The organism is Arthrobacter sp. 260 (genome assembly GCF_013116745.1).
In the GTDB taxonomy this organism is placed as follows: Bacteria; Actinomycetota; Actinomycetes; order Actinomycetales; family Micrococcaceae; genus Arthrobacter_D.
In genome coordinates this window covers 61091-75415 of sequence record NZ_JABFOE010000003.1, presented here as the reverse complement: position 1 = coordinate 75415, position 14325 = coordinate 61091, and the positions used below count along the sequence as shown (strand labels likewise).

Below are 14325 nucleotides of genomic sequence, written 5' to 3'. Positions count from 1 at the left end.
AGCGAGGTTCTCATGATCCGGTTTCTCCTCCATGCCATCATCAACCTGGTGACCGTAGCCCTCGGGCTCCTCATCGCCAGCTGGCTGATCCCCGGAGTGACCCTGCAGCCAGCAGGTTTCACCGTGGCCGTCCTGGTGTTCGCCCTTGCGCAGGGCATTCTGGGCCCATTCGTGTTCAACGTAGCGCGGCAGTACGCATCGCCCATCCTGGGCGGGATCGGACTCGTCACCACGCTGATCGCCCTGTTCATTGCCTCGTTCTTCGACGGTGGCTTGCAGATTCGGGGAGTCTCGGCCTGGGTGCTCGGCACCCTGATCGTGTGGATCGTCACCGCGCTCGGTGGGTGGATCCTCGGCGCCATTTTCCTCAAGAAGCGGAGCGAGCAGCGCAAGGCCTAGGCGCAGTAAGGTCCAGTCCACCATGCAGTCCTTGCCCAGATGAGATCCAATGAAAGTGGGCCGATCCGCTGGTCGCCAGATCAACTGCGTACTAAGGTGGAATGGTTAGCGTCAGACGGGTAGAGGGCGTCTGTCATTGTGCAGAATCCATTAGAGGAATCACTCATGACTGAAAACACCTCCCCAGAAGCCCAGGGAAACCACAACATCCGCGACTGGGCGGATCTCGCCGAGGAAATGTGGAGCTACCTTACCGGCAAGGGCGCAGCGGTGAACTATAGCTTCATCGACATGACCGTCGAAGTTCCCCGCGACATTGGCCCGGACGCACCCCGCGCCACTTGGAAGTTGAACGGAACACTGCGGGTCACCACCAGTGACAACGACGCAGCAGGCTCCGACACCCACCGTAACTGAGTCGTGGCAGCGAAAATCCGGCTGGAGATTGATCTCCAGTTTTCGGTGACCGAGCCGACCACCGACCACCAGGACTCAACCACAGTCACGGGAACCGTCACCGCGAACGGTTCAACTGTGGATGTCTACCTCGACAAGCCCGAGGCGTTCGGCGGGACCACTGCGCCCACCCTCGAAGCCGTCCGGGAGCTCGCGAAATCACTCGCCGACAAGGGTGTGGCAGTGTCGGTGACGGGCCCCAAGGGCAACCTGGTGAGCCTGGGGGCAGTCGATGTGCCACGGGTGCAGCGGCTGCTGACCCGGTCCCCGCACATTCGGCTGGGATCCGTCGGTGCCCTCGCGCCGCTGGCGAAAAGCGTGCGCGGGTCCGCTGCGTCGACGTCACCCGGTCTGGTGCCGCCGACGACACCGTTTCCCCTGGTGCCTACCGTCAACCGGAAGATTCGCCGGAAGGTCACCACCACGCACCACACCCCCGGGAGTGGTCGGGCCCGGCTGATCTTCGTCCAGGACTCAGCGACCTGGAACGGTCAGGTGCCCCGCGAGTTCAACCTGCTTCCTGCCGCCACCAGGATCGGCAGCGCCGACGACGTCGACCTGGTCCTGCCGGGGCTGGAAGCACTGCACGCCGAGGTGGTCCATAACGACGACGACGAGTACGTGCTGATTCCGCACGGACCCGTCAGCGGCGGGATCAACCCTGCGGGGCCGTCGGTGCTCCGGACCGGCGCGCGGATTCAACTCGGGCCCTGGTGCCTTGCCTATTTCCGCGAGGAGTACGCCGACCATGGTCGGCCGTTCGGTGGCCGTAGCGGCGGCGAGCTGGCGTACCAGCGACCACAGTTCGATCCTCGGACCGGCCGCTCTGAGGGTGACGGCTCGGAGGGCGTCGGAGATTTCCGCCGCCATCCGCGCTGAGCCGACACGGTGGATAGCATCGAGCTGCTCCTGGACGAGGCTTCGGAGCAGCTTCTCCGTCGCGACTGGGAGGCCCTCCTCGCGGCCGGACTGCCCAGCCGGGCGTCCCACACCTCCCCGCACAACCGGCCGCATATCACCCTAGTAGCGGCCCCGACCATCACCGATGGCCGGGATGGGCAGCTGGGTGAGGGCGTGGGGCTCCCCCTAGCCTTCGGGTGTTCCGGGATCCTGCTGTTCAACGCTGGCCGGAGGGGATACGTCCTGGCCCGCCAGGTGGTGTGTGGTGCTGCACTGGTGGCGCTGCACCGCCGCGTACACGACGTCGGCCAGCTCGAGGGACCAGCGGGCACCACGCTGCCGGACGCCTGGGTCCCGCACATCACCCTCGCCAACGCCGTGCCGCCGGAGCGCCTCGCCGACGCGCTGGCGGTCCTCTCGACGACGATGCCGGAAGGACAGCTGGTAGCGATGCGGCGCTGGGACAGCCACGCCAAAACCGTCACGGCGCTGGGCTGATCTGCCTTACCTGGCCCAGTACACCTAGGTGAGGAGCCAGGCGATGAGAATGAGGGCTGGCACCGACAACATCGAGGAAATCAGGATCACGTCCCGGGCGACGGTGAGTCCCCGGTTGTACCGGCCCGCGAACAGGAACACGTTCTGCGCGGCCGGCAGGGCTGCCATCACCACGGCACCGAACACCATGTCGTCGTCCAGCTGGAAGGCGAACCTGCTGAGCAGGTACGCCGACGCCGGCATGATGAAGACCTTGATCGCTGTGGCCACGATGACCTCGGTGCGGCCCTCGCTGGCCCGTAACGGCCGACTACCGCGCAACGACATACCGAACGCCAGCAGCACCAGGGGAACCGCCGCCCCGCCCAGCAGTTCCAGCGGTTCCCAGATCAGCTGCGGTACGTCGAGCCCAGCCCAGCCCACGGCCAGACCGAGGAACGAGGCAATGATCATCGGGTTGCGGAACGGCTGGGTGAGGATGTTGGCCACCGACGGTTTCCGCCCTGAGGACAGATCCAGGATGGTCAGGTACAGCGGCGTGAGGAAGAGCAGCTGCACCAGCAGGACCGGGGCCACCGCCGTGGCGTTGCCGAGCGCGTAGACGGCGATGGGAATGCCAATGTTGTTAGCGTTCACGATTGACCCGCCCATCGCGCCGATCACGGTCTCCGCGGCCGGCCGGCGGAACCAGATCCGGCTGACCACGACGTACAGGAGCGCGGCGAATACCGCGGTGATCAGGGCGATCGGCAGGTACGCGGACACGACGGCGGTGAGGTCAGCCTGGGCCAGAATGGTGAAAAGCAGCGCCGGGTTGGTGATGAAGAAGGCTGTCTGGGTGAGCGCCTTCACCGTCTCCGGGCCGCCGATCCGCAGGCGGGCAGCGATATAGCCGGCCATGATCACGGCACCGACAATCGCGAAACCTGCCAGTACGCCGCTCAACACTTCCTCCAGCTACACATGCATCTCGGGGGACGCCCGGCCCGCCCACGGGAGCCCCGCGCCGTTGTCGCCCGGATCCGGGAGGCGATCGTGCCGTGACATCTAGCCAAGATGGCTGACGAGCCGCTCCGCTATTCCGGTGTAGGTCGACGGTGTGAGCGCCATCAGCCGTGCCTCAGCGTCCGGGGAAAGTCCCAGGCCGGCAACGAACTCCTGCATTCGGGCGGCGTCCACCCGTTGTCCGCGGGTGAGTTCCTTCAGGCGTTCGTAGGGATCGTCCATGCCCGGCACGCCGGCCAGCCCCTCCGCCCGCATCACCATCTGCACTGCCTCGCCCAGAACCTCCCAGTTCGAGTCGAGGTCAGCGGCGAGCACCGCGCCGGCGACATCCAGCCGTTCCAGGCCCTTCGCCACGTTCGACAGGGCCAGCAATGAGTGGCCAAACGCGACCCCGATATTGCGCTGGGACGACGAGTCGGTGAGGTCGCGCTGCCACCGCGAGGTGACAAGGGTTGCGCCCAGCACGTCCAACAGCGAGCAGGAGATCTCCAGGTTCGCCTCGGCGTTCTCGAAACGGATCGGGTTCACCTTGTGCGGCATGGTCGAGGAACCGGTGGCTCCCTCGACGGGAACCTGAGCGAAGTACCCGATCGAAATGTAGCTCCACACATCGGTGCAGAAATTGTGCAGGATTCGGTTGAACCGCGCCACATCGGCGTACAACTCGGCCTGCCAGTCGTGCGACTCAATCTGGGTGGTCAGCGGGTTCCAGGTCAGTCCCAGCCCTTCCACGAAGTCCCGGGACACCTTCTGCCAGTCGGCGCCCGGAACCGATGCGTAGTGGGCGGCGTAGGTGCCGGTCGCTCCATTGATCTTTCCCAGATACTCGGTGCGTTCGATACGCCGAAGCTGACGGTCCAGCCGGTGCGCGACGACGGCGAGTTCCTTGCCCAGCGTGGTGGGAGTGGCGGGCTGCCCGTGGGTCCGTGACAGCATCGGCACAGCCGCCGACTCGCGGGCCATCTCCGAGATCTGTTGGGTCAGGGAGCGGGCGGCGGGAAGCCAGGCCTTCTCGACGGCGCCCTTGACGCCCAGCGCGTAGGACAGGTTGTTGATGTCCTCCGACGTGCACCCGAAATGCACCAGCGGTTTCAGCTGGGAGATCCCGATCTCGGGGAGCCGGCGTCCAATGAAGTATTCGACCGCCTTGACGTCATGCACAGTGACGCGTTCAAGCTCGGCGAGTTCAGCAACCGACCCGCCGTCAAAGTCGGTGACGATCGTGCGCAGCGCGGCCTCCTGGTCCCCGCTCAGCGGTGCCGTCCCCGGCAGTACGGCGTTTCGGGTCAGGTGAATCAGCCATTCCACCTCCACATGGACGCGGTCCCGGTTGAGGGCGGCCTCCGACAGGTAATCGACCAGCGGTGCGACGGCTCCTCTGTACCGGCCGTCCAGCGGCCCGAGTGCCAGGGGAAGGCCCGACGGAGTGGATGTCGATGCGAGGTTCACCCTTGAAGGTGCGGTATCAGCCATACCCTCGATCATTTCATGATCCGCTGGAATCGGTCTCCCGTGTGACATCTCCTCCCCAGCCATCGGGGCCCTGTCCCTGCCCACATAGGCGCTCCGCCTGTGCCGGTCAGCTTGCACCGGGTTCTACGGTGCAAGGGGAGCCGAACGGGTATCGGGTGGGAGGGAGGGCAGACAGGTGAGCTACCGCGCGGACTGGTCGTGCGAACCCTGGGCTGTGGACAGTTCGGCCGCCGCCTCGATCAGCTCGCAGGTACTGGTGTACGCGGAGACAGTCGATGACGTTGCCTCCCGCATGGCAGCGGTGACCGCTCTCGACTGGGAATCGCCGGCCGGCCGGAACTTCAGCGCCTACCTGACGCGTCAGGTGCGCGGGGTGCGGCAGGCCGGTGAGCAACTCAGGGAGTCCGCCGCCCAGGTTGCCGCGTTCGCCGCGACCCTCCGCACTGACGAACTCCGCCGGTTCCTGGAGCAACAGCGCCCATGACCGGAACACCGGACCTGGTCCCCATCCCCTTTTCCCAGAGTCGCGGCCCCGACGGTATCGCGGTGCGTGGCGGGGTAGGAAGCATCAGCTTCCAGTGGAGCGAACTGGGGCACGGGGCGCATCTTCTCGGGGTCCTGGCGGATGAACTGCGTGAGATTCTGCATCAGTGCGGCGACCTGCAGTGGCGACTGCAGATGCTCCTCAACTCCACTGAGGTAGCTTCCGACCCTATCGGATACGCTGCCGTCAACGCTCTCGACGGCGCGCGCGCCGCGCTGTCCAGCTGCGACGCTGAAATGCGGGACACCGCCCAACGGATCGAATTCTGCAGACTCGCCTACGCGGCGGCCGAGGCGATGGCCCAGATGGCGGCCGGCGCAGTGCATGCCGGGGTGGGAATGATTGAACATGACCTGCATCGGCTGATTGGAACCGCCAATGCCGGCCATTTCGCGGAACCCACACCCCTCGGCCTGGACCGGTTGCCAGCAGACACCACCATCACCGTTGACGGGACTGCCGCAGGCCTGCTGCAGCGTATCGATTCGCTTGATGCTGAGGGGCCCGGCATCTTCGAGGTGCTTAAGGTGCAACGCCCCGACGGTCCGGTTTTCGTGGTGGTACTGCCGGGCACCCAGGGGACAGCTGCCGTCGCCACCGACAATCCTTTTGACCCGACCGGCATAGTCGAGGCGGTCCACTACGACAGCACATTCGTCGCCGACGCCGTCCATCGAGCGCTCGCGGAGTCGGGTGCCTCCCGCGGGGACCGGGTCATGGTGGTCGGGTACAGCCAGGGCGGTATGCATGCTGCCAACATTGCTCAGGATCCGCGGGTGGTCGAAGACTACTCACTGGAACTGGTTCTCACGGCCGGGTCACCCACCGGGCGGGAGGCCTCCGGTGACGCCACCTACCTGCACCTGGAACACGCCGACGACTGGGTCCATCAGGTAGACGGCACAGCGAACCCCGACGAGCACAACAGGGTCACTGTGACGCTCGAAGAGCCGGCGGAGGATGTCCCTGCCAGTGAAAAGGGGCTCGGCCCCGCCCATAAGCTCCCGACTTATCTCGCTGGAGCCGAGGCGGTGGATGCCAGCGTTCACCCCTCCATCGTCGCGACCCTTGGCGTGGTGGGCACCACGCTCGGCAGGCGGTCACCAGCACAGCGGCACGTGTTCCGGGTGCGGCGACTGCCACGCAGTGACGGCACAGCCCTGCCGGACCGGCAGGGGCGGGATTGACCTGGGTCAGTCTCGGGTGAGCGGCTGTTCTGGAGCCTACCGCCGTGTTCCCGTGAGTGATCCGGCGACCATCGACACCACGCTGATGATGAGGGATCCGAGGATGGCAGACCAGAAGAAGTCATCGACCGAGAACTGAATCGGCGTGAACGAGGTCAGCCACGCCGTGAGCATCAGCATGCCGGCGTTGATCACAATAGTGAACAGCCCCAAGGTGAGGATGGTGAACGGCAGGGACAGGAGGGCAACGACCGGGCGGACCAGCGCATTCACGATTCCGAACACCAGGCCGACAAACAGGTAGGAAAGGACCACGGCCGTGGTGTCTTCACCGGCAGTTGTGGACCCGACGGCAATCCCCGGGAGGAGCCAGGCCGCGACAAACAGTGCCAGCGCATTGATCAGGATCCGGACAATGAACTTGAGCATCCCTCCATGCTGTCATACGGCGTGATGCAAGCCCAGCGATAAGCTGGGGCCATGACAACACCAGAGCGCCAGGGCGACGACGCCGGGGCACAGGAACTTTCAGTCCATCCCCGCAGCGTGCTGGGACGCCTCCCCCGGTATGCCGCAGGCAAGCCTCCCGTTGTGGTGGAGGGCCTGCAGAGCTACAAGCTGTCCTCCAACGAGAACCCGCTCCCGCCCCTTCCCTCGGTGCTGGCGGCTATTGCCTCCCAAACCCACATCAACCGGTACCCGGATCCGATGACCACTGCGCTGCGCAACGCGCTGGCTGCATTCCTCGCGGTTCCCGCCGAGGATATCGTTACCGGCGCCGGCAGCTTGGGGGCGCTGAACCAGGTCCTTGCCACTTTCGCCGGACAGAATGACTACGACGCCGCTGACGAAGTGATCTACCCGTGGCGGTCCTTCGAGGCGTATCCGATCTGTGTGGGCCTGGCCGGGGCGGCAGGGGTCCAGATCCCGCTGCAGCAAGATGGCACCCACGATCTCGAAGCGATGCTGGCCGCCATCACCGACCGGACGCGGGTAATCCTGCTCTGCACCCCCAATAATCCCACCGGGCCGATTTTGAAGCAGGCCGACGTGAGCGACTTCCTGCGTCGGGTGCCCGGCCACATCGTTGTGGTCATCGATGAGGCCTACCAGGAGTTTGTCAGCGACCCGGAGGCTGTGGACGGGCTGTCGATGTACCGGGAGCATCAGAACGTGGTGGTCTTGCGCACCTTCTCCAAGGCGCACGGGCTGGCCGGCCTTCGCGTCGGTTACTCCGTCTCACAGCCGGAGTTGACCCAGCACCTGAGGGTGAGCGCGGTGCCATTCGCGGTCTCCCAGATCGCCGAGCAGGCAGCGGTCACGTCCCTTGAGCACTTCGACGAGGTCAAGGAACGTGTCCAGGGAATTGTTGAGGAACGCACCAGGGTTGTCGACGGCCTGCGCTCACTGGGGTGGACGGTCCCGAACGCTGAGGGCAACTTCGTCTGGCTCGCGTTGGGTGAGAAGACCGCCGAATTCGGTGCCCTGGCCGAGCAACAGGCCCTGTCGGTGCGCGCCTTCGGCGCCGAGGGAGCCCGGGTAAGCATCGGTGAGCCCGAGGCAAACACCCGTTTCCTCGAACTGTGCGCCTCCTTTTCGTTCGGCCCCGGGGTTTCGTAGAACGTCACAAATGGGTTGCACACGATCACGTCGCTAGGGTGGACGAGGTACATGCGCAGGATGGCATGTCCCCCCAAAACATTCCATTTGAGGTATATAAAGACGCTGAGGGAGCATGTATGGACGGTGCGCGATCAACAACCTCCGGACTCGAGCCCGGCCGCACCGACGGTGTGGTGACCGGACCCCCGCAGGAGCAGCCAGCGATGGTCCAGCTGCTCACCGAGGACGGGCACCTGGTCCCGGATGATCGCTTTGGCGACTTCGCCCCGGATCCGGCAACCTATCCCGGCCTGTATCGGGATATGTTCCTGATCAGGCGTTTTGACCAGGAGTCGACGGCCCTGCAGCGCCAGGGCCAGCTCGCCCTGTGGGTTCCCCTCACCGGCCAGGAGGCCGCCCAGATTGGCTCCGGGTGGGCGATGCAGGCAGCTGACTACGCCTTCCCCACCTACCGGGAACACGGCGTCGCCCTGACCCGGGGGGTTGATCTGCCCAACATCCTGCGTCTCTTCCGCGGGACCACCAATGGCGGCTGGGACCCGCGGGAACACAACTTCCAGCTCTATACCCTAGTCCTTGCCGCCCAGACGCTCCATGCGGTGGGCTACGCGATGGGCATCCAGCGGGACCGGGCCGCCGATCCGGACGCTGTGCCCGCCGCGGCTGTCGCCTACTTCGGTGACGGTGCCAGTTCCGAGGGAGACGTCCACGAGGCAATGGTGTTCGCCGCCTCGTTCAACGCCCCGGTGGTCTTCTTCTGCCAGAACAACCACTGGGCCATTTCGGTGCCGTCGGAGGTCCAGACCCGGGTGCCCCTCGCCGAGCGGGCTGCGGGCTACGGCTTTCCCGGCGTCCGCGTGGACGGCAACGACATACTCGCAGTCAACGCTGTCACCGCGTGGGCGCTAGACCATGCCCGGCGCGGCAAGGGTCCGGTGCTGATCGAGGCCTTCACCTATCGCATGAGCGCCCACACGACTGCGGACGACCCGACCAAGTACCGGGCCTCCGCCGAGGAAGAGTCCTGGGTGGCCCGTGACCCGCTGCGTAGGCTGGAAAGCCACCTCAGGGCCACCGGGACACCGGATTCCTTTTTCACCGATCTGGAAGGGGAGGCGGTGGAGCAGGCGGCGAGGCTTCGGAAAGCCGTGCTGGCGATGGAGGCCCCGGACCTGAGCCACCGCTTCGGCACCGCCTATGCCGAGCCCCATCCCCTCGTCCAGGAAGAGTTACGTCAGTGGCGGGACTACGAGGCCGGTTTCGCACCGGCGGACGAAGGGGGCAAGTAGATGCCGGTCATGACCATCGCCAAGGCGATTAACGAGGGCCTCCGCGCCGCCCTGAAAGACTCACCCGCCACCCTGCTGATGGGGGAGGACATTGGAGCACTCGGGGGTGTCTACCGGGTCACCGAGGGGCTGAAGGCCGAATTCGGTGCCGACCGGGTGGTCGACACACCGCTCGGTGAGTCGGGCATCATCGGGACGGCCATCGGCTTGGCCCTGCGCGGCTACCGACCAGTCTGTGAGATCCAGTTCGACGGATTCGTCTTTCCCGGTTTCAACCAGATCACCACCCAGTTGGCGAAGATGCACGCCCGCAGCGACGGAATGCTGCGGGTTCCTGTGGTGATCAGGATCCCGTACGGGGGTGGGATCGGAAGCGTCGAGCACCACTCCGAATCACCCGAAGCGTTGTTCGCCCACACCGCTGGGCTGCGAATCATCACCCCTTCCAACCCGCAGGACGCCTACTGGATGATCCAGCAGGCCATCGACTGTGACGACCCGGTCATCGTCTTCGAGCCCAAACGGCGGTACTGGCTGAAGGGCGAGGTTGACCTCATCACACCCCCGGGAAATCCGTTTGCCGCCCACGTGCTCCGCGAAGGCACCGACGCCACCGTGGTGACGTACGGCCCCCTCGTGCCGGTTGCCTTAGCGGCGGCCAACGCCGCCGCAGAGGATGGCACCAGTGTCGAGGTCATTGACCTGCGGTCGGTCTCTCCCATGGATTTCGACACCGTAACAGCCTCCGTGCAGAAGACCGGGAGATTGATCATCGCCCATGAGGCCCCCACCTTCGGGGGAATCGGTGGTGAGCTGGCCGCGCGGGTGTCGGAACGGGCCTTCCTGTCGCTGCAGGCACCCGTGATGCGCGTGGGCGGTTTCCACCTGCCCTACCCGGTCGCCCGGATGGAAGATCACTACCTTCCCGATATCGACCGCATCCTCGAATCCCTCGACCGTGCCCTGGCCTACTAGAGGAACCCCATGACACTTAATACATTCAACCTTCCCGACGTCGGCGAGGGACTCACCGAAGCGGAGATCGTGCGCTGGGTGGTTCAGCCCGGCAGTGTGGTGGCGGTCAACGACATCATTGTGGAGATCGAGACCGCCAAGTCGCTCGTCGAGCTGTCGTCCCCGTACGCTGGCGTCGTCGCGGAGCTGCTCGCCGCTGAGGGGGAAACCATTGAGGTCGGCACCCCGATCATCTCTGTCGCTGACGGTGACGGCGATGTCCCCGCCCCCCAGATGCCCGGTGAGCTGGCCACCCCGCCGGCCAGCAACCCGCCGACCGCCGCCGACCCCCGGGACTCCCAGGAGGCGCCTGCCGCGGGTCCTCTCGTGGGAACCGGGCCGAAGGCCGACTCGGTGAAGCGGAGGCCACGACGTCCCGCATCCGAGCCGATTGTGCGACCCGGGCGTGCGCCGGCCGCGGCTTCCGCCGCGGCGGGACCACCCCCGCGGATCCTCGCGAAACCGCCGGTCCGGAAGGTTGCCCGTGACCTGGGCATCGACCTAGCCGAAGTGGAGGGGACCGGACGCTCCGGCGAGGTGACCAAGCGTGACCTCCTGGGTTACCAGAACCAACGGGACGCCGGCCAGGACGGCGCCAACACGTTCTGGGACGCGCAGCAGAAACCACAGGACCAGCGCATCGAACGGTTGCCCGTGAAGGGCGTCCGCAAGGCGACGGCGAGAGCGATGGTGGAGAGTGCCTTCTCGGCACCCCACGTCAGCATCTTCGTGGATGTTGACGCGTCCCGCACGATGGAATTCGTCAAGCGACTCAAAGCGTCGCCTGATTTCGAAGGCATCAAGGTTTCCCCCCTCCTCATTCTCTGCAAGGCGGTGATCTGGGCCGCAGCCCGCAACCCGGCGGTCAACGCCACCTGGGCCGGCGACGAGATCCTGGTCAAGCACTTCATGAACCTGGGCATTGCCGCCGCGACTCCGAGGGGTCTGATGGTCCCAAACATCAAGGACGCACAGGATCTGACACTCAAGGAACTCGCCGTGGCGCTTAATGAGCTGGCTACCACCGCCCGGGCAGGGAAAACCCAGCCGGCACAGATGCAGGGTGGGTCGCTGACGGTCACGAACATCGGAGCCCTCGGCATCGACACCGGGACGCCGATCATCAATCCCGGTGAGGTGGCGATCGTGGCCTTCGGGACGATCAAACAGAAACCCTGGGTGGTCGACGGCGTCGTTGTCCCACGGTGGATCACCACGCTGGGCGGATCCTTCGACCACCGGGTGGTCGACGGGGATCTGAGCGCGCGGTTCATGGCCGACGTCGCATCCATCCTGGAAGAACCAGCACTGCTGCTCGACTGACGTTTTCTCGCTTAGGCTGGAAACCCTTATGCCAAATAATCCCAGACCGGGTCAGCGACCCGACCGTGACCGCGCCAACACCCCGACGTCCACCGGCTCCTATCTGAAGCGGCTGCTGCCGATGCTTCTGGCAGCTTTCCTCGGATCAACCCTGCTGCAGTTCCTCTTCCCCGAACTGAACTTTGTTGTCCGGCTGCTGATTCTTGCCGTCCTGCTGTTGGCCGTCTCGGTGGTCCTGGATCGCCTGCGTTCCCGGAACCGCTAGCTTCCGCTTACGCACGGTTCACCTCGATGGCCTTCTGCAGGATCGGGGCAAGCCGCTCGATGCCCGTGACGATATCTTCACTGGAGACGGCGCTGAAGGCGAGCCGTAGCTTGTTGGACGGCTCATCGGAGGGCGTGAATGCAGCGCCGGGGATAAACACCACTCCCGCATCGATCGCCTGGTAGAGCAGCGGGTAGGTGTCGATCCCTTCGGGCAGGGTAACCCAGATGAAGAATCCACCGTCTGGGCGGGTCCATGTCACCGACGCAGGCAGGTGCTGCTCCAGGGCCGCCAGCATGGTGGAGCACCGCTCGCTGTAGAGCTCCCGGGTATTTTCCAGGTGTCCCAGCCAGTCGTAGTCGCTGAGGTAGGCCGAGACCAGCATCTGGGTCAGGGGAGACGGGCACAGCACCACAGCCTCGCAGGCGAGATAGAAGCGCCGGTGCAAATGCTTGGGCACCAGCGCCCACCCCAGTCGCACACCCGGCGCGAAAATCTTGGAGAAGGACCCCAGGTAGATGACGTCGTCAGGGTTGCCCTCCCGCATGGGCGTCAACGGCTTGCCGTCGAAGCGCAACAGCCCGTACGGATTGTCCTCCAGGATCAGGATGTTGTGGGCGGTGCAGATGTCGACAATGACCTGCCGCCGGTCTGCCGCGAGAGTGATCCCACTGGGATTGTTGAAGCTGGGGATCGTGTAGAGCGCCTTGATGGTGCGGCCCTCGGCCTGAAGCTCGGTGATCCTCTTCTGGAGTTCCTCAGGGACCAGACCATTGTCATCCATCGCGACCGCCTGGACATCCACCTGGTACGCCTCGAAGGTGTTTAGCGCCCCCACGTAGGTGGGGTCCTCGCAGAGGATGACGTCGCCGGGATTGCAGAAGACCTTGGCGGCGACGTCCTGCGCCGACTGTGATCCGGTCGTGATGACCAAATCGTCGGGATCAGCACCTGTGATCCCCTCTGCTGCCATGACCTCGCAAATCTGGCGGCGGAGTTTCTCCATCCCCTGACCTCCGCCGTACTGCAAGGCTTCCAGGCCGTGGTCGGCGATGATCCGCTGTGCAGTGTTGCCGAGCTCCTGCAGGGGCAGGGACCGAAGATAGGGGCTTCCTCCGGCCAGCGAGACCAGGCCCGGCTGGATGGAAATGTCGAAGACATCCCGTACCGCCGATTGCTTGATGTTGGCAGCCCGATCGGAAAACAACGCCTCATGACGGTGGGCCGAGTCGACTGCTCGAACGAGCGCCGCCTCGGTTTCTGCGGGCAGGGATGTCGGATCAAGGTTTGCGTGTGAGTTCACTCACGCAGTCTAAGCCAGCGGTTAACCAATGAGCAACGAGTGTTGCCTCAGATCCAGCCCGCGTCCCTCGCTTTGGCCCCAGCCTGAAAACGACTGTCGGCCTTCAGCGTTTCGAGCATCCAGGCGATATGGCGTCGACACGTCCGCACGCTCAGATCCAACCGGCGGGCAATGACCTCGTCCGAGTACCCCGCAGCCAGTCCTGCGAGGATGGCTTGTTGGGTACCGCTGAGCGCTGAGGTGGTTTCCTCCTCGGCCACGAACGGGTCAGCGAACTCCCAGGTCGAATTGAACACCTTGATGAAGACACTGACCAGGCTGGGATCCCGGATCATCATCGCGGCCTTATCGGTGCTGTTGAGCTGGCGTGCCACAACGGCCAGCTTCCGGTCGAAGATCAGCATCCGAAAAGGAACCGAGGGCAGTGTCCTGAACTGGCCGCCCGCCGCCGCTATCAGCTTGACCGCTTTACGGGTCGGCATATGGTCCCGGGTGCTGAGATCGTAAAGGTTCCTTCGGCTGACCCCTTGCTTCAGCAGGTCGAGATCCTTTCGGACGTTCTCCTCCTGGAAGTCGGCATTGGCGCCCTGGCCGGGGACGGCCATCAGGACCTGCTCCGAAACATCCCGGCCATACTCGATGAGGACACGCTGGATCAGATGCGGATCTTCCAGGACCTCCACTGAAGCGCTGGAAATCACTTCCTTGCGGGCCTCCAGGTAAAGGGGGACCAGTCCGGACAACTCCCGGCGTTTGGTGCTGATCCGGCTCCTGAGGTCCTGTACCAGGCGCTCGTCCGCGTCCACCAGATCCGCCAGCGCAACATCAGGCGAGACCGCGACATAGGCGTCGGGGTCCGCGGCGTGGACACTGAGCAGCTTGCGCTGGGTCAGTTGCTCCATGGCAGCGTCGATGTCCCGCAGGGTGTAGCCGAGGGCCTCGGAAACTTGCTGCCGTGTCCAGCCCGGATGGGCGACGGCGTAGCGATAGAGTTCCAGGCATATTCCGTCAAGCATGAACTTTCCTCCCCGGCATGGCGGCACGCC

Annotated in this window: 16 protein-coding genes; 11 read left to right on the top strand and 5 right to left on the bottom strand. The window is 65.0% G+C overall.

The features are described 5' to 3' along the window. The first annotated feature begins 12 nt into the window (after positions 1 to 12). The 4 genes from HMI57_RS04665 (at position 13) to HMI57_RS04650 (ending at position 2253) form a co-directional block, all read left to right on the top strand. A complete protein-coding gene (locus HMI57_RS04665; RefSeq protein ID WP_171584782.1) occupies positions 13 to 399 on the top strand; it encodes a phage holin family protein in 387 nt (128 codons plus the stop codon). Between the two features lie 165 nt (positions 400 to 564). Further along, positions 565 to 816: a hypothetical protein gene (locus HMI57_RS04660; RefSeq protein ID WP_171584781.1), complete on the top strand. Its 252-nt coding sequence runs from the start codon at positions 565 to 567 to the stop codon at positions 814 to 816. A gap of 3 nt (positions 817 to 819) precedes the next feature. Continuing rightward, on the top strand, positions 820 to 1734 hold the full coding sequence (locus HMI57_RS04655) for an FHA domain-containing protein (protein WP_171584780.1): 915 nt from the start codon (positions 820 to 822) through the stop codon (positions 1732 to 1734). Between the two features lie 9 nt (positions 1735 to 1743). After that, positions 1744 to 2253 carry a 2'-5' RNA ligase family protein gene (locus tag HMI57_RS04650; protein ID WP_171584779.1) on the top strand — a complete coding sequence of 170 codons (510 nt, stop codon included), beginning with the start codon at positions 1744 to 1746 and terminating at the stop codon, positions 2251 to 2253. 24 nt (positions 2254 to 2277) lie between these two features. On the opposite strand, the gene HMI57_RS04645 is transcribed toward HMI57_RS04650, so the two are convergent. Further along, the gene (locus HMI57_RS04645; RefSeq protein ID WP_171584778.1) at positions 2278 to 3198 is read right to left on the bottom strand and encodes an AEC family transporter; all 921 of its coding nucleotides are present in this window, start codon (positions 3196 to 3198) and stop codon (positions 2278 to 2280) included. Positions 3199 to 3300: 102 nt separating this feature from the next. Beyond that, entirely contained in the window at positions 3301 to 4731 is a 1431-nt protein-coding gene (gene purB, locus HMI57_RS04640; protein ID WP_171584777.1) for an adenylosuccinate lyase, read from the bottom strand. A gap of 175 nt (positions 4732 to 4906) precedes the next feature. On the opposite strand from purB, the gene HMI57_RS04635 reads away from it, so the two are divergent. Together HMI57_RS04635 and HMI57_RS04630 are read left to right on the top strand one after the other, a co-directional pair. After that, positions 4907 to 5215 carry a hypothetical protein gene (locus HMI57_RS04635; protein WP_171584776.1) on the top strand — a complete coding sequence of 103 codons (309 nt, stop codon included), beginning with the start codon at positions 4907 to 4909 and terminating at the stop codon, positions 5213 to 5215. Further along, a complete protein-coding gene (locus HMI57_RS04630) occupies positions 5212 to 6462 on the top strand; it encodes a hypothetical protein (protein WP_171584775.1) in 1251 nt (416 codons plus the stop codon). Before HMI57_RS04635 ends, HMI57_RS04630 begins: the two co-directional genes overlap by 4 nt. Positions 6463 to 6498: 36 nt before the next feature. Here the strand turns inward: HMI57_RS04630 and HMI57_RS04625 are convergent, their stop codons facing one another. After that, entirely contained in the window at positions 6499 to 6891 is a 393-nt protein-coding gene (locus HMI57_RS04625; RefSeq protein ID WP_171584774.1) for a phage holin family protein, read from the bottom strand. A gap of 51 nt (positions 6892 to 6942) precedes the next feature. On the opposite strand from HMI57_RS04625, the gene HMI57_RS04620 reads away from it, so the two are divergent. The 5 genes from HMI57_RS04620 to HMI57_RS04600 all read left to right on the top strand — a co-directional run bounded on the left by HMI57_RS04620 (position 6943) and on the right by HMI57_RS04600 (position 11976). Continuing rightward, positions 6943 to 8082: a histidinol-phosphate transaminase gene (locus HMI57_RS04620; RefSeq protein ID WP_171584773.1), complete on the top strand. Its 1140-nt coding sequence runs from the start codon at positions 6943 to 6945 to the stop codon at positions 8080 to 8082. A 119-nt stretch (positions 8083 to 8201) separates the two neighbouring features. After that, positions 8202 to 9374 (top strand): thiamine pyrophosphate-dependent dehydrogenase E1 component subunit alpha, encoded by a 1173-nt coding sequence (locus HMI57_RS04615; protein ID WP_171584772.1) that lies wholly within the window; start codon positions 8202 to 8204, stop codon positions 9372 to 9374. After that, positions 9375 to 10349 carry a transketolase C-terminal domain-containing protein gene (locus HMI57_RS04610; RefSeq protein ID WP_171584771.1) on the top strand — a complete coding sequence of 325 codons (975 nt, stop codon included), beginning with the start codon at positions 9375 to 9377 and terminating at the stop codon, positions 10347 to 10349. A gap of 9 nt (positions 10350 to 10358) precedes the next feature. Beyond that, positions 10359 to 11711 (top strand): dihydrolipoamide acetyltransferase family protein, encoded by a 1353-nt coding sequence (locus HMI57_RS04605; protein WP_171584770.1) that lies wholly within the window; start codon positions 10359 to 10361, stop codon positions 11709 to 11711. A gap of 28 nt (positions 11712 to 11739) precedes the next feature. Further along, positions 11740 to 11976 (top strand): hypothetical protein, encoded by a 237-nt coding sequence (locus tag HMI57_RS04600; protein WP_171584769.1) that lies wholly within the window; start codon positions 11740 to 11742, stop codon positions 11974 to 11976. A 7-nt stretch (positions 11977 to 11983) separates the two neighbouring features. Here the strand turns inward: HMI57_RS04600 and HMI57_RS04595 are convergent, their stop codons facing one another. Together HMI57_RS04595 and HMI57_RS04590 are read right to left on the bottom strand one after the other, a co-directional pair. Then, positions 11984 to 13279: a PLP-dependent aminotransferase family protein gene (locus HMI57_RS04595; RefSeq protein ID WP_318779210.1), complete on the bottom strand. Its 1296-nt coding sequence runs from the start codon at positions 13277 to 13279 to the stop codon at positions 11984 to 11986. Between the two features lie 47 nt (positions 13280 to 13326). After that, positions 13327 to 14295 carry a helix-turn-helix transcriptional regulator gene (locus HMI57_RS04590; RefSeq protein WP_171584768.1) on the bottom strand — a complete coding sequence of 323 codons (969 nt, stop codon included), beginning with the start codon at positions 14293 to 14295 and terminating at the stop codon, positions 13327 to 13329. Positions 14296 to 14325 lie beyond the last annotated feature (30 nt).

Excerpts from the sequence above, each read along its gene's own strand:
- HMI57_RS04665 (WP_171584782.1), top strand. The coding sequence starts at position 13 with ATGATCCGGTTTCTCCTCCATGCCATCATCAACCTGGTGACCGTAGCC.
- HMI57_RS04660 (WP_171584781.1), top strand. The coding sequence starts at position 565 with ATGACTGAAAACACCTCCCCAGAAGCCCAGGGAAACCACAACATCCGC.
- purB (WP_171584777.1), bottom strand. The coding sequence starts at position 4,731 with ATGGCTGATACCGCACCTTCAAGGGTGAACCTCGCATCGACATCCACT.
- HMI57_RS04630 (WP_171584775.1), top strand. The coding sequence starts at position 5,212 with ATGACCGGAACACCGGACCTGGTCCCCATCCCCTTTTCCCAGAGTCGC.
- HMI57_RS04625 (WP_171584774.1), bottom strand. The coding sequence starts at position 6,891 with ATGCTCAAGTTCATTGTCCGGATCCTGATCAATGCGCTGGCACTGTTT.
- HMI57_RS04620 (WP_171584773.1), top strand. The coding sequence starts at position 6,943 with ATGACAACACCAGAGCGCCAGGGCGACGACGCCGGGGCACAGGAACTT.
- HMI57_RS04615 (WP_171584772.1), top strand. The coding sequence starts at position 8,202 with ATGGACGGTGCGCGATCAACAACCTCCGGACTCGAGCCCGGCCGCACC.
- HMI57_RS04610 (WP_171584771.1), top strand. The coding sequence starts at position 9,375 with ATGCCGGTCATGACCATCGCCAAGGCGATTAACGAGGGCCTCCGCGCC.
- HMI57_RS04605 (WP_171584770.1), top strand. The coding sequence starts at position 10,359 with ATGACACTTAATACATTCAACCTTCCCGACGTCGGCGAGGGACTCACC.
- HMI57_RS04600 (WP_171584769.1), top strand. The coding sequence starts at position 11,740 with ATGCCAAATAATCCCAGACCGGGTCAGCGACCCGACCGTGACCGCGCC.
- HMI57_RS04590 (WP_171584768.1), bottom strand. The coding sequence starts at position 14,295 with ATGCTTGACGGAATATGCCTGGAACTCTATCGCTACGCCGTCGCCCAT.